At 45.4% G+C, this 22,058-nt stretch carries 27 protein-coding genes and 1 pseudogene; 13 read left to right on the top strand and 15 right to left on the bottom strand.

The window, feature by feature from the left end:
• Position 1: 1 nt before the first annotated feature.
• On the bottom strand, positions 2-922 hold the full coding sequence (locus DYU05_RS07765) for an alpha/beta fold hydrolase (protein ID WP_117382382.1): 921 nt from the start codon (positions 920-922) through the stop codon (positions 2-4).
• Between the two features lie 75 nt (positions 923-997).
• On the opposite strand from DYU05_RS07765, the gene DYU05_RS07760 reads away from it, so the two are divergent.
• Genes DYU05_RS07760 through DYU05_RS07740 form a run of 5 tightly spaced genes read left to right on the top strand, consistent with a single transcriptional unit; the run spans position 998 to position 3,557 of the window.
• A complete protein-coding gene (locus DYU05_RS07760) occupies positions 998-1,780 on the top strand; it encodes a Rossmann-like and DUF2520 domain-containing protein (protein ID WP_117382381.1) in 783 nt (260 codons plus the stop codon).
• Between the two features lie 19 nt (positions 1,781-1,799).
• The gene (locus DYU05_RS07755; protein ID WP_117382380.1) at positions 1,800-2,132 is read left to right on the top strand and encodes a 2Fe-2S iron-sulfur cluster-binding protein; all 333 of its coding nucleotides are present in this window, start codon (positions 1,800-1,802) and stop codon (positions 2,130-2,132) included.
• A 42-nt stretch (positions 2,133-2,174) separates the two neighbouring features.
• The gene (gene iscX, locus DYU05_RS07750; RefSeq protein WP_117382379.1) at positions 2,175-2,417 is read left to right on the top strand and encodes a Fe-S cluster assembly protein IscX; all 243 of its coding nucleotides are present in this window, start codon (positions 2,175-2,177) and stop codon (positions 2,415-2,417) included.
• 2 nt (positions 2,418-2,419) lie between these two features.
• Complete coding sequence (locus tag DYU05_RS07745) at positions 2,420-2,941, top strand: KdsC family phosphatase (RefSeq protein WP_117382378.1); 522 nt, start codon at positions 2,420-2,422, stop codon at positions 2,939-2,941.
• A 43-nt stretch (positions 2,942-2,984) separates the two neighbouring features.
• Positions 2,985-3,557, top strand: a complete 573-nt coding sequence (locus DYU05_RS07740; RefSeq protein ID WP_117382377.1) for a Maf family protein — start codon at positions 2,985-2,987, stop codon at positions 3,555-3,557.
• Between the two features lie 83 nt (positions 3,558-3,640).
• Here DYU05_RS07740 and DYU05_RS07735 read toward each other — a convergent pair whose 3' ends face one another.
• A complete protein-coding gene (locus tag DYU05_RS07735) occupies positions 3,641-5,620 on the bottom strand; it encodes a M1 family metallopeptidase (RefSeq protein WP_117382376.1) in 1,980 nt (659 codons plus the stop codon).
• 104 nt (positions 5,621-5,724) lie between these two features.
• Here DYU05_RS07735 and DYU05_RS07730 point away from each other — a divergent pair, with 104 nt between their 5' ends.
• From DYU05_RS07730 to DYU05_RS07710, 5 genes are all read left to right on the top strand, one after another.
• Entirely contained in the window at positions 5,725-6,474 is a 750-nt protein-coding gene (locus DYU05_RS07730; RefSeq protein ID WP_117382375.1) for a prolipoprotein diacylglyceryl transferase, read from the top strand.
• Positions 6,467-7,864: a radical SAM protein gene (locus tag DYU05_RS07725; RefSeq protein WP_117382374.1), complete on the top strand. Its 1,398-nt coding sequence runs from the start codon at positions 6,467-6,469 to the stop codon at positions 7,862-7,864. Before DYU05_RS07730 ends, DYU05_RS07725 begins: the two co-directional genes overlap by 8 nt.
• A gap of 2 nt (positions 7,865-7,866) precedes the next feature.
• A complete protein-coding gene (locus DYU05_RS07720; protein WP_117382373.1) occupies positions 7,867-8,148 on the top strand; it encodes a hypothetical protein in 282 nt (93 codons plus the stop codon).
• A gap of 3 nt (positions 8,149-8,151) precedes the next feature.
• Positions 8,152-8,424 (top strand): hypothetical protein, encoded by a 273-nt coding sequence (locus tag DYU05_RS07715; protein WP_117382372.1) that lies wholly within the window; start codon positions 8,152-8,154, stop codon positions 8,422-8,424.
• 66 nt (positions 8,425-8,490) lie between these two features.
• Positions 8,491-9,201 (top strand): carboxypeptidase-like regulatory domain-containing protein, encoded by a 711-nt coding sequence (locus tag DYU05_RS07710; RefSeq protein ID WP_117382371.1) that lies wholly within the window; start codon positions 8,491-8,493, stop codon positions 9,199-9,201.
• Here the strand turns inward: DYU05_RS07710 and DYU05_RS07705 are convergent.
• The 3 genes from DYU05_RS07705 to DYU05_RS07695 all read right to left on the bottom strand — a co-directional run bounded on the left by DYU05_RS07705 (position 9,198) and on the right by DYU05_RS07695 (position 12,383).
• Complete coding sequence (locus tag DYU05_RS07705; RefSeq protein ID WP_117382370.1) at positions 9,198-10,151, bottom strand: Ppx/GppA phosphatase family protein; 954 nt, start codon at positions 10,149-10,151, stop codon at positions 9,198-9,200. The genes DYU05_RS07710 and DYU05_RS07705 overlap by 4 nt on opposite strands.
• 69 nt (positions 10,152-10,220) lie before the next feature.
• Positions 10,221-11,477 (bottom strand): ABC transporter permease, encoded by a 1,257-nt coding sequence (locus DYU05_RS07700; protein ID WP_117382369.1) that lies wholly within the window; start codon positions 11,475-11,477, stop codon positions 10,221-10,223.
• Between the two features lie 3 nt (positions 11,478-11,480).
• The gene (locus tag DYU05_RS07695; RefSeq protein ID WP_117382368.1) at positions 11,481-12,383 is read right to left on the bottom strand and encodes an ABC transporter ATP-binding protein; all 903 of its coding nucleotides are present in this window, start codon (positions 12,381-12,383) and stop codon (positions 11,481-11,483) included.
• A gap of 240 nt (positions 12,384-12,623) precedes the next feature.
• On the opposite strand from DYU05_RS07695, the gene DYU05_RS07690 reads away from it, so the two are divergent.
• A complete protein-coding gene (locus DYU05_RS07690) occupies positions 12,624-13,079 on the top strand; it encodes a hypothetical protein (protein ID WP_117382367.1) in 456 nt (151 codons plus the stop codon).
• Positions 13,080-13,148: 69 nt separating this feature from the next.
• Here DYU05_RS07690 and dnaJ read toward each other — a convergent pair whose 3' ends face one another.
• From dnaJ to DYU05_RS07665, 5 genes are all read right to left on the bottom strand, one after another.
• Positions 13,149-14,315 (bottom strand): molecular chaperone DnaJ, encoded by a 1,167-nt coding sequence (dnaJ, locus tag DYU05_RS07685; protein WP_117382366.1) that lies wholly within the window; start codon positions 14,313-14,315, stop codon positions 13,149-13,151.
• A gap of 161 nt (positions 14,316-14,476) precedes the next feature.
• Positions 14,477-15,064: a nucleotide exchange factor GrpE gene (locus DYU05_RS07680; protein ID WP_235853971.1), complete on the bottom strand. Its 588-nt coding sequence runs from the start codon at positions 15,062-15,064 to the stop codon at positions 14,477-14,479.
• Positions 15,065-15,220: 156 nt separating this feature from the next.
• The gene (locus tag DYU05_RS07675; RefSeq protein ID WP_117382365.1) at positions 15,221-15,904 is read right to left on the bottom strand and encodes a cell division ATP-binding protein FtsE; all 684 of its coding nucleotides are present in this window, start codon (positions 15,902-15,904) and stop codon (positions 15,221-15,223) included.
• Positions 15,905-15,911: 7 nt separating this feature from the next.
• Positions 15,912-16,115, bottom strand: a complete 204-nt coding sequence (locus DYU05_RS07670; protein WP_117382364.1) for a fructose-6-phosphate aldolase — start codon at positions 16,113-16,115, stop codon at positions 15,912-15,914.
• A 100-nt stretch (positions 16,116-16,215) separates the two neighbouring features.
• Positions 16,216-17,241: an acyl-CoA reductase gene (locus tag DYU05_RS07665; protein ID WP_117382363.1), complete on the bottom strand. Its 1,026-nt coding sequence runs from the start codon at positions 17,239-17,241 to the stop codon at positions 16,216-16,218.
• Positions 17,242-17,342: 101 nt separating this feature from the next.
• On the opposite strand from DYU05_RS07665, the gene DYU05_RS07660 reads away from it, so the two are divergent.
• Positions 17,343-17,696 carry a 4Fe-4S dicluster domain-containing protein gene (locus tag DYU05_RS07660; protein ID WP_117382362.1) on the top strand — a complete coding sequence of 118 codons (354 nt, stop codon included), beginning with the start codon at positions 17,343-17,345 and terminating at the stop codon, positions 17,694-17,696.
• Between the two features lie 106 nt (positions 17,697-17,802).
• Positions 17,803-18,564: a C40 family peptidase gene (locus DYU05_RS07655; RefSeq protein WP_117382361.1), complete on the top strand. Its 762-nt coding sequence runs from the start codon at positions 17,803-17,805 to the stop codon at positions 18,562-18,564.
• On the opposite strand, the gene DYU05_RS07650 is transcribed toward DYU05_RS07655, so the two are convergent.
• The 5 genes and pseudogenes from DYU05_RS07650 to DYU05_RS07635 form a co-directional block, all read right to left on the bottom strand.
• Entirely contained in the window at positions 18,561-19,463 is a 903-nt protein-coding gene (locus tag DYU05_RS07650; protein ID WP_117382360.1) for a WD40 repeat domain-containing protein, read from the bottom strand. The genes DYU05_RS07655 and DYU05_RS07650 overlap by 4 nt on opposite strands.
• Positions 19,464-19,468: 5 nt before the next feature.
• Positions 19,469-20,095: a bifunctional phosphoribosyl-AMP cyclohydrolase/phosphoribosyl-ATP diphosphatase HisIE gene (hisIE, locus tag DYU05_RS07645; protein ID WP_262511252.1), complete on the bottom strand. Its 627-nt coding sequence runs from the start codon at positions 20,093-20,095 to the stop codon at positions 19,469-19,471.
• Positions 20,096-20,111: 16 nt separating this feature from the next.
• Positions 20,112-20,906, bottom strand: coding sequence for an imidazole glycerol phosphate synthase subunit HisF (gene hisF / locus DYU05_RS07640; RefSeq protein WP_235853999.1), 795 nt, complete (start codon positions 20,904-20,906; stop codon positions 20,112-20,114).
• Positions 20,904-21,248: pseudogene (locus DYU05_RS21320) on the bottom strand (endonuclease domain-containing protein); the annotation flags it as partial. The gene hisF and the pseudogene DYU05_RS21320, both read right to left, overlap by 3 nt.
• Positions 21,249-21,308: 60 nt before the next feature.
• Positions 21,309-22,058, bottom strand: a complete 750-nt coding sequence (locus DYU05_RS07635; protein WP_117382357.1) for a 1-(5-phosphoribosyl)-5-[(5-phosphoribosylamino)methylideneamino]imidazole-4-carboxamide isomerase — start codon at positions 22,056-22,058, stop codon at positions 21,309-21,311.

The following is a 22,058-nucleotide window of genomic DNA, read 5'->3' as shown; positions in this document are numbered from 1 at the left end:
GTTATTTCTTTAAAAATGTTACTATGGCAGGGTTCACAATGTCTGGTTGTTCTAAAAAGGGCAGGTGAGCTGCATCATCAACAGGTAAAAATATGGTCTTTAAAACACTTCGGATCGAGTCGCTATACGTGAAAGGGACGGTTTTATCGTCCTTACCCCATATAAGCAGCACCTGTTTATTCTTTGTATTGAGGCTTATATTTACCGCACGACTGTTAAAAGGGTAGTTGTACATTGTAGATACCAGTGAATGGCGAAAGCCTTTGTACTCCATTTGAGGGGTATATTCTTCCACCCAGTTGGGATGCCTGTCCGGATATTTAAGATCTTCAGTCTGACCGAAGGCGCGTTTGTCAGGGTTAATAGCTTCCATCAAATTGGTAATAAATGCCGGAGCAGACGGCTTTAAATCAGCGTAAGCCGGATCAATCAATATAACTTTATCAACTATCTCCGGGTTAGCGTTGGTAAAGTCAATAGCCAATTTGCCTCCAAAAGATATACCTGCAATACTGAAAGGGGTTTTCAACTGAAGCTTACTTATCAGTTCTTTTAGCTGATTGAAGTAGAGTTCCTGGTTATACGTTACGGCGGGCCGGTCTGAATAACCGCGGCCGTACATGTCATAACGCAGTACCCGGTATCCATGTTCGGTAAGATACTCGTAAGTGCCATTCCATATATAATAAGGTACGCTGAAGCCATGCAACAGCACAACTACTTTGCCGGAATCGGGACCGTCCAGTTCATAGTGGGTGATGCCCTGGCTTAGCTCGGCGTAGCTGCCGTTGGTGTTTTTACGAATGTTGTAAGTAAGTTCTTTAGTCTCCTTATCACTAGCAAAATACAACACGGCAAGGATTATACCGCCTAACACAACAAGTGCTAAAAGCACCAGAAGCAGATTTCTAACAAATTTCATTTAAAGAGGGAGGGTGGTTTATACGTGTTAAAAGTAGTGGATTTATTTAGTTTTGCATTTTATACACTACAACTCATGCGAATAACGCTGATAGGCTCCGGGAACGTGTCCACCCATCTGGCCGCTGCTTTTAAAAATGCCGGGCACCGCATTATACAGGTTTACAGCAGGCAAATGCAGCATGCCGCCCTGCTGGCATACCATGTAGGCGCTTCAGCAATAGACAGCCTGGCTGATATTTCCGCAGATACAGATCTGTTTGTCATTTCTGTAAAAGACGATGCCATTAAGGATATTGCTCCGCATCTGACAGGCCAGGGTAAACTGGTTGTACATACTTCGGGCGCGGTAAGCTTGCAGGAACTACAAAACTTTACCAAAAATGCAGGAGTGTTTTATCTCCTGCAAACATTTAGTAAAACTAAGGAAGTAAACTTTTGGGATGTACCCCTTTGCGTAGAAGGTTCTGACGACAACATTACCAAAATGCTGGAAGAGCTTGCGCGTACCATCAGCAATAACGTTTACCGGGTAGATTCTGCACAACGTAAGGTGCTGCACCTTTCAGCCGTGTTTGCGTGTAACTTCACCAATCACTTGTACGATATATCCCAGCAGCTACTGGCAGAACACAACATGAGCTTTGATATGCTGCGACCGTTGATAACAGAAACAGCTGACAAAGTTCGGGAGCATTCGCCTGCAGATGTACAAACAGGGCCAGCAGTACGCCATGACCTGCAGACCATGACTGCGCACCTGCAAATGCTTGAAGGGAAAGACGAACTCAAACAGATATATCATCTGCTCAGTCAGGATATTATCAAAAACCATAAGGCACCTAACTCCGATAAGTAATTTTGTTACTTTTGCCAAAATGAATATTTTTAAAGTAAGGATAAACTTCGAAGAACAGGACCACGAAACTGTGGAGCTGCCTATTGCCGAAGGTGAATCGGTGCTGGACGTCTGCCTGGAGAACGGCATCGAACTGCAGCACAACTGTGGCGGTGTTTGCGGATGCAGTACCTGCCATATCTACGTGAACCGCGGAATGGATAACCTGCAGGAGATATCTGATAAAGAAGAAGACTTTATAGACCGCGCCGTTAATCCCCGTATAAACTCGCGTTTAGGCTGCCAGTGTGTAGTGATAGACGGAGATATAGAAGTAACATTGCCTGATCAGTCGGGCTTTATGGGGCACTAATATTTAAGAACTTAACACGTATAACCATACGTAGCTATACAAATGACAGAAGACAAATTTGCCCTCCCGATCCATTGGAACGACTATGAGGATATTGCCATGAGCCTTTACGAAAAGTTTGGCGACGAATTTGGCGAGACAAGGATATACCGCATCCGCTTTACCGACCTGCTGGAGTGGGTACTTACTTTGCCAAACTTTGCCGGCACCCGCGAGGAAGCAAACGAAGGCCACCTGGAGCAGATACAATCTGCCTGGGTATACGAGTGGCGCGATAACCAATAATAATGGAAAACTTTCTTAACAGGCTTAAGGATATCACAACGTTCATTTTTGATGTGGACGGCGTACTCACCGACGGGTCAGTTTTCGTGACCGAAGCGGGTGTGCAAAGCCGTGCTTTTAACATTAAAGATGGTTATGCCTTGCAGCTGGCTATAAAGAGCGGGTATACGGTTGCTGCAATATCCGGCAGCCGCTCCAAAAGTGCGTTATATCGTCTAAATAGCCTGGGGATTAATGATGTATACCTGGGTACACACACCAAAGCCGAACGCCTTAAACTTTTTATGGAAGAAAAAAGCGTACATCCTTCCAAGATATTGTACATGGCCGATGACATACCAGACCTTGCTGCTATGAACTTAGTAGGATTGCCGGTTTGCCCGGCAGACGCTGCAGAAGAGGTTAAAGCCATTTGCGCGTATGTATCTCACGTGCCAGGCGGCAGAGGCTGTGCCCGCGACGTGATTGAAAAGGTGATGAAGGTACAGGGCACCTGGATGAACGACCAGGCGTACAGCTGGTAGGTCGAGTTTAAAGTCGAAAGTTAAAAGTCAAAAGACTGTTCGGATGAATAATTTCCCCAAAGTAATTCTCGCATCTAAATCGCCGCGCAGGCAGGAACTGCTCAGGCTGATGGATATAGACTTCCGGATTGTGCTGAAGGAGGTAGATGAATCTTATCCGGATGGATTGTCTCCTGAGGAAATAGCTGTTTACATCGCAACGAAAAAAGCTGAAGCCTTTGACGAGGATGTTACCAATGAGGTGGTACTTACTGCCGACACCATAGTGTCCATAGATGGCGAGATATTGGGTAAGCCCGAAACGCCGGAACACGCTGTAGAGATGCTGCACAAGCTAAGCGGTAAGGTACACAAGGTTTACACAGGGGTATGTTTGTTTTACAAAGGCGAGTACAACAAGTTCTACGATGTATCTGAGGTGTTCTTCCGTCAGCTTACTGATGAAGAGATCCGAAGCTACGTGGCAGACAAAAGCCCGATGGATAAAGCCGGCTCATACGGCATCCAGGAGCGAATAGGCTTGATAGGTATCGAGCGCATCAACGGTTCTTACACCAACGTAGTAGGATTGCCTACCGAAAAAGTGTATCAGCAGCTGAAGAGACTGGCTGTCTGAATCAGAAAGGACGTCATTGCGGGCGATAGCATGGCAATCCGACACGCTACTTGTTTCTCGCAATGACGCTGCAGTTTTAAGCCCTACAACTTCCTCATATTATTCTTCCTGTTTATATCCGGTAGCGCATTATCCGGATCAATGATTACGCTTTCTGCATCTTTTGTTGTTGGCAGCGTAAAATTAAACGCCTTCAACTGTAACCAGCTCTCAACCGGGAAGTAGGTGCGCTCTTTGGTGCCATCCTTAAACTTTACTTCTACGGTAAATGGGATGGCCATCGCTTCCTTGTTGGCTACTGTTATCTGGATGCCTTTAGTATGGTCCTTACTTGTATACCTCGCGTCAACCAGTGCAATATCCAGCTTGTAGTTGTTATAGTACCAGCCTTTCCAAAACCAGCCCAGGTCCTCACCGGCGGCGTTCTCCATTGAGCGGAAGAAATCATCGGGCTGCGGGTGCTTGTAAGCCCATTTATGTATGTAATTGCGGAAAGCGTAATCAAACCTGTCCTTGCCCAGTATTTGTTCGCGCAGCAATACCATACCAAATGCCGGTTTAAAATAAGTAAGCGGGTGGCGGAACTTTTCCGGTATTGCATCCGGCTGTGTCATAATGGTAGGCGACTCAGGGTCTAGGATTGATGGAATGATCTCGTCGGCAGGATTGCCGCCGCCTGGCGCGTATTCGCCGTCGCGCTTTGGTGCATATTCTCCTTTATTAAAGTTGTCTGATGCGTAGATGTCTATAAAGGTGTTAAAGCCTTCGTCCATCCAGGCAAAGCGGCGCTCGTTGCTGCCCACTATCATCGGGAACCAGTTATGGCCAATTTCGTGCGCAGTAACCCAGTAGAGCTCTTTACCCTTATCGTTAATACCGTCGAACACGATGCCCGGGTACTCCATTCCGCCTGCTATACCAGCCTCGTTGATAGCAGTAGGATAAGGATAAACAAACCACTTCTCAGAAAAGTATTCTATCGATTTTTTCAGGTACTCGGTTGCGCGGCCCCAGGCTTCGTTGCCTTGGCTTTCTACAGGGTAAACCGACATCGCCAGGGATTTCTTTCCGCCCGGCAGGTTCACTCTGGCTGCATCCCAAATGTATGCTTTGGATGCGCCAAAGGCAACATCGCGCGTATTCAGCATCCTGAAACGCCAGGTGAGCGTGCCTTTACTTACCGGCCTGGATGCCGGGCTGTTCACCTCCGCAGCGGTGCGAATCATTACCGTATTGTCGCTGTTGCGTGCCGTCGAAAGTCGGTTTACCTGTGTGGCGGTCAGTACTTCAGTAGGGTTGAGCAATTCGCCTGCACCGGCTACTATAATGTCATACGGCACGGTTACTTTATAATCAAAATCGCCATACTCCAGGTAAAACTCGCCGCTGCCCAGGAAAGGCGCCGTGTCCCATCCGAGCGAATCATCATAAACGCACATTTGCGGATAAAACTGAGCTATCTCGTATATCTTGCCGTTTTTGGTGTCGGTGTAATCTGTACGGCCGCCAAACGCCCCGGGAATGGTATAATGATATTTGATGACGAACGTGATCTTACCGCCTTTTGCAGTTACTGCTGCCGGCAGCCTCACCTGCATGCGGGTATCGGTTACTACATAGGGCAGGCTAATGCTTTTTCCATTCTGCATCATCGATACCGATTCTATTACATAACCCTCGGTATGTTCGGCCGCTGCGGCGCCGGTAACGTAGTTAGACCGCGCGTTGCGTTTATAAGTGTTTTGCTCTACATGCAGCCACAAGTATCGCAAAGCATCGGGGCTGTTGTTGGTATAGGTGATAGCAGCGTTTCCGCTGATGGTTTTACTTGCGGTATCCAGCTTAACGTTCAGCTGGTAATCGGCACGGTTCTGCCAGTATTTTGGTCCGGGATCCCCATTTGTAGAATGGAACTCATTACCTTTCTCGGTAAACGGCGTAGTGGAAAACAAAGCCGATGGCACGTAGTTGCTGGTGATGGTATCCAGCGGGCTTTTCTTTTGGGCATTAGCGATCAGCGCCGCCGACAGCAAGAGCGCGGTGCAGGTAAGTTTGTTCTTCATAAGATCAGTTAAAGCGAAGCAAGATACAAAAGGGGAGGGAACATTTTTAGGCCGGAACCAACAAAATCAGCAAACAATAGATACTTTAGTGCAAAAAAGCGCACGTGCATTTTCCTGTAAATATTCCTTTAGGACATTCTTTTGTTCCCGTGCACTTTGTTTGCGAAACGCTGGCATATTTCCTGGGTTACCGTTATTATGCTTACCTGCGCAGGCACACGCACGACAGTATTGACGATAACAAGCGCATGCTCATTTTTATTGGTGCGGCGTTCGGCGCTTTCCTGGGTTCGCACCTGGTGGGCGTACTGGAGAACCCCGAAGCATTAAGTAAAATGAACCTTATTTACTTTATGGGGAATAAGACCATTGTAGGCGGCATGCTGGGCGGATTGATAGGAGTAGAGCTTGTTAAAAAACGCATCGGCGTTACGGTATCGTCCGGCGACCTAATGGTTTACCCGCTTATACTGGCCATGATCATCGGCCGTACAGGATGTTTTTTTGCCGGGTTGGAAGATGGTACCTACGGCGTAGCAAGCAGCCTGCCGTGGGCCATTAACTTTGGCGACGGTATACGCAGGCACCCTACCAATTTATATGAAATACTATTTTGGCTGCTGATGTGGGTTAGTTTGCAACTATTAGAACGCCGCTATACACTGGCTAATGGCGCCAGGTTCAAGCTGTTTATGGCCGGGTACCTGCTGTTTCGCCTCGGTATCGAATTTATTAAGCCTGCGTTCTTTTTTAGTTTCGGACTGTCGGTAATTCAATTGGTTTGTATCGCAGGCATTTTGTATTATTATAAAGTTTTTATCTACCCATCAAAACTCGTAACCAAACATGCCTGAGCGCCCATATATCTACTACGATTTTACACAAAGCATTTGCTCTACCTGTTTAAGGCGTGTCGACGCCAAGATTGTGTTTGAGGATGGCAAGGTGTATATGCTTAAGAACTGCCGTCAGCACGGTTTCGAGCGGGTGCTGATTGCTACGGATATTGAATATTATAAAAACTGCCGCAACTACGCAAAGCGCAGCGAAATGCCGCTGAAGTTTAACGCCGAAACGCACTATGGCTGCCCGTACGATTGCGGCCTGTGCCGCGACCACGAGCAGCATTCCTGCCTTACTGTTGTTGAGGTTACTGACCGTTGCAACCTCACCTGCCCAACCTGCTACGCAATGTCCTCGCCACATTATGGAAGGCACCGTACGCTGGAAGAAATAGAAAAAATGCTGGATGTTATTGTTGAGAATGAAGGTGAGCCAGACGTGGTGCAACTAAGCGGCGGCGAGCCAACCGTTCACCCCCAGTTTTTTGAGATACTGGATATTGCTAAAACCAAGCCCATCCGCCACCTGATGTTGAATACTAATGGCATCCGCATTGCGAAAGACGAGAACTTTGTAAAGCGTTTGGCAACTTACCAGCCAGACTTTGAGGTGTACCTACAGTTTGATTCTTTTAAAGCAGAAGCATTAATGGAATTAAGGGGAGAGGACCTGCGCGATGTAAGGGCAAAAGCGATTGAGCACCTTAACAAGCACAACGTAAGCACTACGCTGGTAGTAACGTTGCAAAAAGGCCTTAATACCGACGAAATAGGTGAAATAATAGAGTATGCCCTAAAGCAGCCCTGTGTACGTGGCGTAACCTTTCAGCCTACGCAGCAAGCCGGCCGGCTGGAAAATTTTAATGAGCAAACCGACCGTTATACGCTTACTGAAGTGCGCAGTGCTATACTGGAGCAAACCAACATATTTAACGCTAACGATCTGCTACCTGTGCCCTGCAACCCTGATGCACTGGTGATGGGCTACGCGCTTAAACTTGGTGGCGAGGTTTTCCCGCTTACGCGGATGATCAACCCGGATGATTTGCTCGACAATTCTAAGAACACCATTGTTTACGAACAGGATGAACGGTTGAAAGGACACCTGCTTAACATGTTCAGCACTGGCAATTCGGTGGATAAGGCGAAAGAGCACCTGAAATCTATCATGTGCTGCCTGCCCGAGATAGATGCGCCAGAGTTGGGTTACGACAATTTATTCAGGGTGATTATCATGCAATTTATAGATGCGCAGAACTTTGATGTGCGTGCTATTAAAAAATCATGCGTACACATTGTGAACAAAGACATGCAGATTATTCCTTTTGAAACAATGAACATATTTTACCGGGACGACAAACGGCCGTACCTTGAACAATTAAGGGCCGAAATGGCTATATAGATATGGAACAGCCACACATTACACCGGGCATGATTCCGCCCAAAAAGAGTTCAGGAGGCGGGATGAAAATAGTAGGTTATAATCTTTTAGCCTTCGCTGTTTATTGTGGCTTGTCTGCCTTAATAGCAGGTAATATATTTTCTGCACTCCCTGTATTTATACTACATATTATCGCATGCCTTATACTGGCGATAGTTCAAAAGAAAGCAGCCTGGGCACTGGCAGCCGGTTTGTTACTGGTAGTTGGCTTTTCTACCTGCGTGGCTTCGCTGGCCGGGATGTGATGTATGGAAGAGACACCAAAAACACCATCTAAGGTTGTACCTACGGTCATCGCTGTCAACCTGATTATCCTGGTTGTTTATACTTTAACTTTCAGAATAATCTATGGGGCAGATTATAATCACCAGTACGGTTTTCTTCTTTTCGACGCGTTTTTTATAGCCGCTCATGTTTTCGTCTGCCTTGTCATTGCTATTTTCTCCCGACCAAAAGAGTACCTGCTCAGCGCTGTGCTAGTGCTTGTTATCGGCTTCGGTACTTGCGTTATCGGGTTGTAATACAAAAATGTTTAAATATTTTATGGAATTGTTGCGCTGCCTGCATCTTGTAATAAAACGAACATTATGCAGCCTTTTCAACACATTAGCATTCCCAATCCTTGTTCCGCTTCCTGGCAGGAAATGACACCGACAGACAATGGTCGCCATTGCCTGCAATGCAATAAAAACGTAGTTGATTTCACGACCATGACCGATACCGAGGTTGTTCAATACATCCAAACACCCGGCAAGGCTTGCGGCAGGTTCAGCCCGCATCAACTCAAAAGGATCAACACCCTGGTTGAAGACACGCCACGTTCTTTTTCATGGAAAGGGTTAGTAGCTGCGGCTTCGTTGATCTCAATTATACCTTCGGCCAAGGCGGAAGCAAAAACGATTTTAGCTATAGAACAAAGTGCAGCACCAAAAAGTGGGGGCAAAGAGATCGCTTTAGCAGATTCTATAACCACGCGAATCACTATAAAAGGCAAAGTTATCGATGGTAACGATAAGACCGCCATACCTGGTGTTGCTATTAGGATAAAAGGCACCTCTACCGGCACGCTTACCAACGCAGATGGTTCATTTGTTCTGTCATCATCAGTTAACAACGGCACACTTGTAGTAAGCTTTATTGGTTATCAGACTATTGAAGTGCCCTTGATCAACGCTGTCCAACCCGACTATACCATTATCTTACAGCCAGACACGCGCATGATGCTCGGAGAAGTTGTTGTTGTTAAACGAGCGCCCTTGTACAAACGTTTATTGCACAAAGTTAAGAGGATATTTTAAGCCAGCATCTCGGCCATAACGCCTTCTTTAAGCGACCAGGTAGACATGCTTACATCTACCAACCCAAGCTTTTGCATGATAAAGATGGTGAGCAAACTGGAGGAGACAATCATATCTACACGCACCGGGATAATGCCTCTTTTACCAGCACGCCAAACGTGGTTTGATTTTGCAATGCGCTCTATCAGGCCGAGCAGGTCGTCGGTATCAAAGTCGTAAGTTTTGGTTTGTCGCGGATTAAATGGCCTGCCTTGTTCAGTTTCGATCACTTCCGCAAAACTTTCAAACGCACCTGACGAGCCTACCAGTATAGTAGGTTTAAATTCAATGGCCGCCATAAAAAGGCCGGTGAGCGTTCCCGTAAGATAACGCGACATTTCCTTAATGGACTGCACCGGGATAGGATCTTTCTGATGGAACATGGCCATCAACCTAGCTGCGCCTATTTCGAAGCTTTGCTTCCACAATATTTCGTTACGGTTGCCAAAAATAAACTCTACACTGCCTCCACCGATGTCTACTATGAGGGCATTCTCATCAGTCAAACAGCCGCTGGCTGCAATGCCTTTATAAATGTACGCGGCCTCCTGTTCTCCGGTTATCAGTTCTATTTGTATGCCGGTTTTTTGCAGTACCTTGTCAATAAAGTCCTGGCTATTGGCGGCGTTGCGTAATGCCGACGTACCTATTGCGCGTACAGTGTTTGCGCCGCTATCACTTATCTGCTGCCTAAACTGCTCCATACACTTTACTCCCCGCGCAAAAGCTGCAGGTTGTATAATGCCTTTGGTAATGCCGCCTTCGCCAATTTTCACGGCTTCTGTTTGGTGCCATACCGCTTTTATATTGTCGGGGGTGCCCTCGGCAATAAGTAGATGAAAAGTATTGGTACCGAGGTCCATTACGGCTACACGGTGGGGGATGTTGTTGGGTGTGTTTTCCTGTGGCATTGCCTAAAAATAAAGAATCCCCGCAACAGTTTTGCAGGGATCTTGAATTATGAATGGTTAAGGTGGTTGCTACTCTTTGTAAAAGAACCATTTAGACAGTTCTTTAAAGCTTGCTTTTTTGCCATACATCAGCACGCCAACTCTGTAAATACGCGCTGCTACATACGTGGTGAACAGAAATCCGGCCACCATAAGAGCCATAGATAGGCCAAGCTGCCAGTCGGGCACACCGCCAAAGGGTATGCGTACCATCATAGCTATAGGTGCGGTAAACGGGATTATGGATAGCCAAACTGCCAGCGTGCTATCCGGCGCCTGAAACAATACCGAAACTGACAAAAGGTAGGTGAACAGCAACGGCAAAGTAATTGGGAACATGAACTGCTGCGTTTCCGTCTCGCTGTCTACAGCAGAACCAACTGCCGCAAATAATGCACTGTACAGCAGGTAGCCTGTGATAAAGTAAAATAGGAAGCAACCCAGTATGTAGCCGAATGGTATTGTAGCTATTGTACTAAGAAAGCCTACCATGCCCGTGCCAGGACCGGAAAGCGTGTGCCCGGCTATTTTAGTTGCAACTATCGACAACACTATCCAGGCACCAAACTGTGTTAAACCAACCAAGCCTACACCTATGATCTTGCCAAGCATCAATTGGAACGGTTTTACTGACGAGATGATCACCTCTATAATGCGGCTTGTTTTTTCTTCAATAACACCGCGCATTACCTGTGCACCATAGATGAACAGCGACATGTAAATGATAATAGCGCAAGCAATACCCACACCCATACTGGCGCCAACGTTGGCATCTTTAGTACCGGCATCAGTAACCTCCTTGGCAGAAATGGTAACCTTGTTGCTGTTGATGGTTTTAAGCAGGGCAGGGTCTATATTGTGCTCTATCATGCTTTTCGTAGCAGCAATGGTGTTCATCTGGTTCTCTATTTCGCTGGTGAGCATCATAGAGGGTTTCTTTTTTGAAAAAATCTGAATGTTGTTCTTCTCCAGATAATCAGCAGGAATGTAAAGTACCGAGAGATTTTCATTGTCTTTTAAGGATGCTTTTTCCTGAGCAAGCGTTTGCGCCGATGGTTTAAACTTGATGTTCTTGCCATCAGTAAGCTTGGTCTCAAAATTGTGGCTTTCATCGATTATATCAACAATCTGTTGGTCTTGCAGTTCCTGACTGTTTTTAGCTACCATTCCAATTACTGCACTCATGCCAATTATAAGGCCAGGCACAACAAAAATCATGATAATAAAAGCCTTTTTGCGTACACGGGTAACGTATTCGCGCTGGATGATAAGTAATACTTTATTCATGGCTTAGGCTATTTGATTTACTTTTTCAATAAAGATCTCGTTCATGCTCGGGATAACCTCCTGCAGCATGTTAATGCGGGTTTTAGGCAGCAGGTATTGCAGTGCCTCATTGGCGGTGCTGTTCTCCAGCTTTATTTTCACAATGTAGCTGTCGTCGCCGGCAGTTTCGTTTATAATGCTAAAAGGTTGTGAGCCGTCAAAACTTAATTTTTCACCGGTGTACTCTACCAGGTAAGTATCATTACGGTAAGAGTGGCGGATGTTCTTTACCCGGCCGTCCAAGATCTTATGCGATTTGTGGATAAGGGCAATAGAATCGCAAAGTTCTTCAACCGACTCCATCCTATGGGTGGAGAATAATATGGTTGCGCCTTTTTTATTTAGTTCAAGTATCTCGTTCTTGATGAGTTCAGCGTTTACCGGGTCAAAACCACTAAAAGGTTCATCCAGGATGATCAGGTCCGGCTCGTGAAGTACCGTAGCCACAAACTGCGCCTTTTGTGACATACCTTTAGATAGTTCTTCTATCTTCTTTTTCCACCAGCTTTCCATATCCAGTTTCTGGAACCAGTATTTAAGCTTTGCAGTTGCGTCGGTACGGCTTAATCCTTTAAGGCGCGCCAGGTAGATCATCTGTTCGCCTATCTCCATTTTTTTGTACAGGCCGCGTTCTTCGGGCAAATAACCAATACGTTCTATATGCGATTGATTGAGCTTCTCGCCGTTGAAATAAACCTCACCTGAATCCGGAGCGGTAATTTGGTTAATAATGCGGATGAGAGACGTTTTACCTGCACCGTTTGGGCCAAGCAAGCCGAAGATCTTGCCGCTCTCAACTTCCAGGCTTACATCATCTAAAGCGCGATGACCGGCATACTGCTTAACAATGTTTTTAATGCTTAGCATGTGTGTGTGATTTGTGGAATTAGATAGTTGTGAATGCTTAATGTTACAACTTTTAAGAGGAATAATGATGAATAAAATTGCTCATCCCAATAGATATTTAATAAGCAGAAGATGTTCAATTTAACTCTAATTATGGCGAAATAAGTGCGTAGATGCAGATTAATGTAAAAAAATAAAAAACATATATCATGAAAGTTGTTTAAAGTTTGACTGTTTATTTATACATCAATCTATTAATTTATGAAAAAAGTATTTTTATTATTAGCAGTAGGATTCCTGTATTTTGGCAACGTTGCTAAAGCACAAACTGGCGCAACGTCAGCAGGTTTAACAGTTGATTTTGGCGACGGATCAACTTTGGTTGGTCCGGCTATAAGGCACAATTTTACCCGAAACGGTATTGGCCAGGCCGAGTTAACCTTTGGTGGCGACCAAACTTTTCTTGGAGCTTACTATCAGTACCAGGACAAGATTCGTAATGCTGCAGGCTTAAACTGGTATTTGGGTATTGGTCCGCAATTAGGGTTTGGCAGTGGTAGTACCGATTTCTATATCCGCCCGATGGCCGGTTTAGATTACAAATTGGGTAGCGCACCTATCGACTTATCATTTGACTGGCGCCCGGCTTTTTATGTTGGCGACAACTCAGACTTCAATGCGGCAAGATTTGGCCTTGGTTTCAGGTTTATATTTTAGTAACTACTTATAAAATAAAAAGGGCCACTGTAAGTACAGCGGCCCTTTTTATTTACCTTCTTCTATTTTTTACTCAAAGTACTCTTTCATCCGTTCGAAAAAGCTCTTCTCGTTTTTGCCCGGGTTGGGTTTAAAGTTAGGCGAGTTCTGTAATTTTTCCAGCATCTCGCGTTCCTCACGGCTCAGGGCTTTCGGTGTCCAGATGTTAATGTGTATCAGCTGATCGCCTCTGTGGTAAGAGTTCACCTCCGGTACGCCTTTACCTTTTAGACGGAGAATCTTACCGCCCTGGGTGCCTGGTTCAATCTTTATTTTTGCTTTACCATCAATGGTTGGCACTTCAACGCTGGTACCTATCGCAGCGTCAACAAAGTTCACGTGCAGGTCGTATATTACATTATTGCCATCACGTTTAAGGGTCTCGTGTGGTACTTCCTCAATTAGGATGATAAGGTCGCCCGGTACACCGCCACGTGGGGCAGCATTACCCTTGCCGCTCATGCTCAGTTGCATGCCTTCGCTTACACCGGCTGGTACGTTTATGGTAATGGTCTCTTCACCGCGTACAACACCGTCGCCATGGCAAACATTACATTTGTTGGTAATGGTGCTTCCTTCGCCGTTACAGGTAGGGCAGGTGCTGGTGGTTTGCATCTGGCCCAGTATAGTATTGGTAACCCGGCGTACAGAACCCTGTCCGCCACAGGTTTTACAAGTTGAGAAAGATGATTTATCTTTTGCGCCGCTGCCATCGCAGGTTTTACAAACTACCTGCTTGTTTACCTTTATTTTCTTTTCGGCACCGTTGGCTATTTCTTCCAATGTCAGGCGCACTTTAATGCGTAAGTTACTGCCACGTGCTACGCGACGGCCACCGCCTCCCTGACGGCCGCCACCGCCACCAAAGAAACCTTCAAACGGGCTGCCGCCACCGAATATATCGCCAAACTGGCTGAATATGTCGTCCATATTCATGTTGCCGCCGCCGTAACCTCCACCGTTAGCTGATGATGCGTTGGCTGCATGGCCAAACTGATCGTACCGCTGGCGCTTCTCAGGCGAGCTTAGTACCTCATAAGCCTCGGCTGCCTCTTTAAATTTTTCTTCGGCAGCTTTGTCACCCTCATTCTTATCCGGGTGATATTTTATAGCCATCTTACGATATGCCTTCTTTATTTCATCGGCATCTGCGCCTTTGCTTACACCCAGCACATCGTAATAATCTCTCTTAGCCATTTTTTAAATTAATGATTGTGAATAGGTGAATCAGTAAATAATCCCTTGTCACTTGTTTAATATATCGTTTAGTGAATTTAATGAGCTTAACGGTTTAATGATTGAGCCTTTCAGTTGCCTGGCTTAACCATTAATTCCAGCTTAGTGACTCACCAATTGTATTATGCTCCTACAACTACTTTTGCAAAACGGATAACCTTATCATTGAGCTGATAACCTTTTTCCATCTCGTCAACTACTTTATCCTTCAGGTCATCTGTTGGTGCAGGTATGCTGGTGATAGCCTCGTGTAAATCAGCGTCAAATGGCTGGCCTACCGAGCTCATCTCTTTTAAGCCTTTTGCAGCAAGTATGTTCTTTAATTTATGCTGTATCAATGCAACACCTTCTTTTACCGAAGTCACTTCTGTTGCATTTTCCATAGCACGAAGAGCACGCTCAAAATCGTCAAGTACAGGTAACAGAGCAACAATTACGTCCTTACCTTCTGTTTTGCGGGCTTCTTCGCGTTCTTTTATTGTACGGCGGCGGAAGTTGTCAAACTCAGCGTATAGGCGCAAATATTTGTCATTCGCTTCGCCCAACTGCTGTTTAAATTTATCTTCTGCAGAAGGGGTTTCTTCGGTGTTCTCCGCTTGCTGGTTTTCGTCCTGCTCATCTGTCTGAGGGGTTGTGTTTTCCATGTCCACAGTATTTTCCGCTTCTGAATTTTCCTTCTTTTTTTTCTTCAACATGTCGTTAAAATTCATGTATAGTGCTAATCAAGTTTCATTCCATCAGGTTAAACCCGACAGCGTGTCAGTAGATTTTTAAAGTTGTATGTTATGTTTGCAGGTGTGCAATGCGCAGTTGTCAGTTTGCTCTACTCCATGTGTCATTAAGACTGGAGGTTAGCACTACAACTGTTAAGCTATCTGCACATCCTCAAGTACTTTCCCGCTCTCGCATTTAATTATACGTGACGGGAAGGTACGGATGATGTGATAATCGTGTGTGGCTACTACAACAGCTGTCCCCATCTGGCTGATCTGTTTCAGCAGTAAAACTATTTCTTCTGATGTATCCGGGTCCAGGTTACCTGTTGGTTCATCTGCCAGTATAATCTCAGGGTTGTTAAGCAGGGCACGGGCAATTACCACGCGCTGCTGCTCGCCGCCCGAAAGCTCATGTGGCATCTTTTTTAGTTTAGAACGCAGTCCTACTTTTTCCAGTACGTCCAGTATGCGGTCACCAATAAGTTTTTTATCATCCCAGCCTGTGGCACGCAGTACAAATTGCAGGTTCTGCTCTACAGACCTATCAGTAAGCAACTGGAAATCCTGAAAAACGATGCCTAGCTTGCGGCGGAGGTAAGGGATGTCTTTATTGGCTAGTTTACTTAGTTCGTAACCGCAGGCGTGGCCTGTGCCATTTGCAACAAGCAGGTCGCCATAGATAACTTTAAGCAAACTGCTCTTGCCAGATCCGGTTTGGCCTATGAGCCAAACAAAGTCGCCTTTATCTATATGCAGGTTTACGTTTGATAACACCAGGTGCTTTTGCTGAAAGATATCAACGTTGTTCAGTTTTATTATAGAGTTACCGATCATCTTATTTTTATAGCTCCAGTTTTAAAATTTGCCCAAAGGGAAGGTCCCTTACAATTTCCATTATGTAATCGTGTTTGTCCCCAAGGCCAACCTTATCTAATGATTTTTCGGGCCTGTCTACCCTAAAGTACGCCAGCAAGGTAAACTTATCGTCTCTTAACTGCACGTAATCAGGTATTTTGGCGACGCCTTTTACTTTTATAATGTACATGTTTGCTTGTGTAAAGCTTCAACCCAAAGGTGAAAAAGCCTTCAGGCAAATTTATCTTTTTTAACCGACATTGCGGTCATTCGCTTTTCGCTTTCTGCTTTTACCTCAAGCCGGTTAAGAATTCCATAGTATCTACACCATCAGCGTAGTCCCACAGTTTGGGGTGTTGACTTTCGCCAAAATCAACTATTTGATTACTGGTGTTAAGCGGTGTACTTGTAACAATGCATTGTAATTGATCGCTAAGGCCGGAAAGTTTATCGTTCAGCGCTTTAACATCACTGTAGGTTTCATAAAAAACTACTGCCAAAGGCGAAGTAAGTCGATCGTCCTGCTTAAGCATCAGGAATCCATTATCCAGGTGCTCATCCCTGTTCACCAAAAAAATCGATTTGTTGTAATCGTAATTGTTGTTGTATTTATGATGATGGATGATGGTGTTATATACTTCAATAGATTCAAAAAAGTGATTGAAATTATATCCTTCAGGCACAAACAGCTTTGATACGTTGCGGCAGCCCAGGCCAAAGTAGTCAAATATGTCGCGGCCTAGTGCGTGCAGTTGTTCGGTGGACTCATTGCCGGTAAGCACGGCTACGCTGTTGCGGTTTTTGCGGATGATGTTGGGTACTTTGCCAAAATAGTAATCAAAGTATCGGGAACTGTTATTGCTGCCGGTGGCAATAATAGCATCGAAATCTGTGAGACGTTCCACAAAACTGTACTGTTGTTGGTAGTGTGTTGCTATTTGTACAAGCAGGTCCAGCACGTACTTAATCAGACGAGCATCCTGAGATGAGGCTTTGATAAGGGTGTTGTTCCCGCTGAGCAGCACGCAAAGCACATCGTGAAAGCCAACAAGCGGTATATTGCCAGCCAGTATAAGGCCGATGTTTTTAGGCTGATGGTTTTGAACAGGATAACGCTGAAGCCATGTTTCCAAATCTGCGCGGTTCAGCATCTCGCCATTCGCCTGTACGGCAGAAAGTACACTTTCGGGTGTAAACCAGGCATTATGGTACCTTTCGGAGTTGATAATGTCCATCAGTTCATCGTCAGGAGTTGCAAGCCGTCTGCCTAATTCAGAGAACGTATCTATTACACTATCGGTGCTTATTTTTGACATATATATGTGTTGTAGCTAAACCCTTAAATGGTTTTTTTGTTATATTTGCGAGCCCATTACAGTTGGGGCAAAGTTATTGAGATAATAAGAATAAAAAGAATATGGCGATCATAATCACCGATGAATGCATTAACTGCGGGGCCTGCGAACCAGAGTGCCCTAACAATGCTATTTACGATGCCGGTGCCGCCTGGCGTTTTTCTGACGGTACGGACCTGCGTGGCGTTATAGATTTTGGCGACGGCAATACATTGAATGCAGAAGAAGCTCAGGCAGCTTTGTCAGACGATATATATTACATTGTACCTGATAAGTGCACCGAGTGTGTTGGTTTCCACGACGAGCCACAGTGCGCTGCTGTTTGCCCTGTTGATTGCTGCGTTGATGACGAAGACGTACGTGAAACTGAAGAAGAACTGCTTGCCAAAAAAGATTGGCTGCACATGAACGGCTAATAGTAAAACGAATAACCTTTACAAGGGAGGGCAAAATATGTCTTCCCTTTTTTGTTAAATTGCACTATATAACGCTGAATAACAACATTGTTTCTTAATAACCCTAATGGAATACGGCATTTGTAATATTGCTATTGTGCCGCTGCGCGCCGAACCCAGCGACCGTGCAGAACTGGTATCGCAACTTTTATTTGGCGAGACCTTCGAGATTTTAGAATGGACAAACAAGTGGGCGAGGATTAAAACGGCGTTTGATAGCTACACGGGCTGGGTTGACAGGTTGCAGTTTGTAATGCTGGGCCATTTGGCTTACCAAAACCTGCAGCGTAAGCCTGCACCCTTAACTCACAAGCCTATTACACAGGCCTGGAAGATAGAGGATAATACGGTAATATACCTGGCAGCAGGCAGCTCACTTGCATTTTTAGAAGGCACTACCTGTTTTATAGGAAATGAAAAATTCGAAATTATAGGCGAGATAGGAGAGCGGGACCATATAGCTAATGTTGCGAAATCGTTTATGAATGCACCTTACCTGTGGGGCGGGCGTACACATTTTGGTATAGACTGTTCGGGCTTTACCCAGGTGGTATATCGCTTGTGCGGCACCAACATCAAACGGGATGCTTCTTTACAGGCGCAACAAGGAGAAACTGTAGAAACCTTGTCGAACGGTAAATTGGGCGACCTGGCTTTCTTCAATAATCCGGAAGGTAAAATAACACACGTTGGTATATTGCTGAACAACGGTCAGATTATTCATGCTTCGGGAAAGGTAAAAATAGACTCGATAGATAATGAGGGGATATACTCGAAGGATTTAAAACGTCACACCCATCAACTGCACAGTATTCGCCGTTTTTTCTAGAACTCTATATTCCAGGTGATGATCTTCTTGTCGTCACTCGCGGACAGCAGCTTATCGCCATCCCAAACAAGCTTGTTAACTGATAAAGCGTGGCTCTCGTAGCCTTTTTCGCGACTAATGATCTTGCGCAGTTTAAATTCGACTGCATCCCATATCTTAATGCTTTTATCCATACTGGCCGTTGCGAAGTACGGCCGGGTAGGGTGAAAAACAATGTGATTTACCGCGAACATGTGTGCTGCAACGCTGGTGATCAGCGATGAATTATCGGTATCCCATATCTTCAACTGTGCATCTCTGCTACCAGAAATAAGGTAATTACCGCTGGGTGAATATTGTAGAGTGAAAACTGCCATTGTGTGGCCAATAAGTGCCTTAACAGGTGCGTAATCGATCGCGTCGTAGGTCATGACACGGCCGTCGCGGCAGCCTAGTGCTACCTGCTCTTTATCCGGGCTTATGGCTATGCATCGCACGGTATCGTTAGAAACCTTAATGGTGTGCAGAAGCTCCAAATTGTCCATGTTCCATACCGAAACCGACCCGTCTTCTGAAGCCACAAGTAATTCTTTTTTCTGAGAGATCGATTTTATATCAAATATTGGCTTTAGATGATGCCGCAGCCTGTGTGTTATCTTCTGCTCAACAAAGTTGAACACCAGCACCTCACCGTTGCGTAATCCTGCAAACATCAGCGGAAAGCCAACCGGGCAGTGTATGGCGTAGATTGATGCCGGCACTGGAAACATCACTTTAATAAATGCATTGTCGCTAAGGCTCCATTCCACCAGCCCCTTATCATTGCCACCGCTGAACAATATTCCGGGCTTCTGGGACATTTCAATGCTGAAGATAGGATTGCCGTGGCCGGTAAGTTCCGATAGTTTCTGAGCGTTCATAGGCTTTATTTGTGCCTTCCTTCTAAGTTTTTGGCAATGGTTGCCAGGCTAAGATTCTTCTCTTTTAATAGTACCAGCAAATGGAAAACCAGGTCTGAAGCTTCGTTGATCAGATCGGTTTCTGTTTCTGCAAGGGCTGCTATTACTGTCTCTACACCTTCTTCGCCAACCTTCTGAGCGATCTTATTTAAGCCCTTGCCACGCAACTTATTGATGTAGGATCCTTCCTGTGGGTTTTCATACCGGTCGGCAATGATACTTTCCAGTTGATTTATAAAGTTTTGATTATACTCTGTTTTAAAGCAGCTGCGCGAACCTGTGTGACAGGTTGGCCCATCCGCTTTTACTTTTATCAGCAGTGTATCGTCGTCACAGTCAATATCTATGCTTTTAACGTGCAGGTAATTTTGGCTCGTCTCGCCTTTGGTCCACAAGCGGTTCTTTGAGCGTGAGAAGAACGTAACGACATTTTCCTCAACGGTTTTATCATACGCTTCCTGGTTCATGTAGCCCAGCATTAGCACCTCAAGGGTTTGCTCGTCCTGTATTACAACAGGCACAAGGCCGTCAGATTTATTGAAATTGATATTCATTTTTGTTTTCAGTTTCTGTCTTTGCGCGGTACGATGCAATGACGGGCAGGTGCGTTTAAATCCGCACCTCGATGTTATTTTGTTTCAGGGTCGCTTTTAAATCCGGTATCAGTATCTCACCGTAATGGAAGACAGATGCTGCCAAAGCAGCGTCTACACCCGTCTGATGGAACACGTCCACAAAATGCTGTACTGAACCCGCACCACCCGACGCGATCACGGGTATATTTACAACTTGGTTCACCTGTTTTAAAAGGCCGTTATCAAATCCGCCTTTTGTGCCGTCATGGTCCATAGAGGTAAGCAGTATTTCACCAGCACCACGGCTTTCAGCCTCTAATATCCAGTCCAGTGTTTCCTTTTCAGTTGGCAAGCGTCCTCCATTAAGGTGTACAATATTTTTGCCATCCATTACACGGGTATCTACTGCAACGATCACGAACTGAACACCAAATGCTCTTGCCAGTTCATCTATTAACGCCGGGTTACGTACTGCAGCCGAGTTGATCGATATCTTGTCTGCTCCTGCATTTAGCAGTGCATCTGCATCTGCTATTTCGTTTATACCGCCCCCAATGGTAAAAGGTATGTTGATCTGCCGGGCAACCGACTTTACCAGTTCTACCATGGTTTTACGGCGTTCTACCGTTGCTGTAATGTCCAGGAACACCAGTTCGTCGGCACCTTGCTGCGAATAGTTCCAGGCAAGCTCTACCGGGTCGCCGGCATCGCGCAGGTCAACAAAGTTGACACCTTTTACAGTGCGGCCATCTTTAACGTCGAGGCAGGGGATAAGTCTTTTAGATAACCCCCCCCGCCCCCTGAAGGGGGAGCTTAACTCTTCTTTTATAGTGGTCAAAATTCTTTCTAGTTGACTAAATACTTGGTTGTTTGTAAATCGGATTACCTTAAAGCCATCAGACTCCAGGCTTCGTTGCCTGATAATATCATTGGCTGCAATGTCCTGTCGGTTGTGGATTTTTCCGTCAAGTTCAATTATTAATTTATGCTGATGACAGTAAAAGTCTGCTATGTAAATGCCCAATGGATGCTGCCGCCTAAACCGTACCCCAAGTTGATTTCCTTTCAAATGTCCCCAAAGTACTGTCTCAGCCTGGGTCATGTTGTAACGCAATCCTTTCGCATTTTCAAATATCTCCGGACCTGCACCTAGAAATAAATGTTTACTCATGATTTGTTGAACAACGTGCAAATAATAACTCCCCCTTCAGGGGGCTGGGGGGGTGCTGCTTTATATCGACATCAAGCTTTCCAGATTCCAGTTCTTGATGTCTTCTATGCTGATGCGGTTTTCATATATGGCTTTGCCTACCACGCACGATTCTACCTTTATTTTGCTAAGCTGCTCTATGTCGCTCATTGAGCTTACACCACCCGAGGCGATCAGTTTAATGAATGGTGAATGATCCAACAATTTGCTGTAAAGCTCTACACCTGCACCGCCCAACTTTCCATCTTTATTAATATCCGTACACAGGAAACGGAAGAAACCCAGCGCCAGGCACTTGTCTACGTAGTCCATTAGCTTAATTGGCGAGCTTTCCATCCAGCCGGAATATTTTATCACCTCGTCCAGCACGTCAATAGCAACTACCACCTGGTCGCTGCATTTGTCGCGGCCACAAATTTCTTTGCTCAGATCAGGCAGGAATGATGGATTTGTAAGTGCTTGTGTGCCTACAATAACGCGGTGCACACCAGAATCAATAAGTTCTTTAACCTTATCTATGCTGCGTATACCGCCGCCGTATTGAACCTTCATGTCTGTTTTCTGTATTACATCAAACAGGTATTGCTGATTGCTGAAATCGTTTTTGGCGCCGTTCAGGTCGATGATGTGGATGAAGTTTGTACCGTTGCTCTGGTACCTTTCTATCATCTCTTCCAGTGTAACGTCGTATTCGGTTACCTGGCTGTAGTCACCTTCACGCAGGCGAACAACCTTTTTATCCAGAATATCAATTGCGGGGATAATGTACAT

Origin of the sequence: Mucilaginibacter terrenus (assembly GCF_003432065.1) — a bacterium.
Lineage (GTDB): Bacteria > Bacteroidota > Bacteroidia > Sphingobacteriales > Sphingobacteriaceae > Mucilaginibacter > Mucilaginibacter terrenus.
Note: the sequence above shows the minus strand (reverse complement) of the source record. Positions and strands in the feature narration are given on the sequence as shown.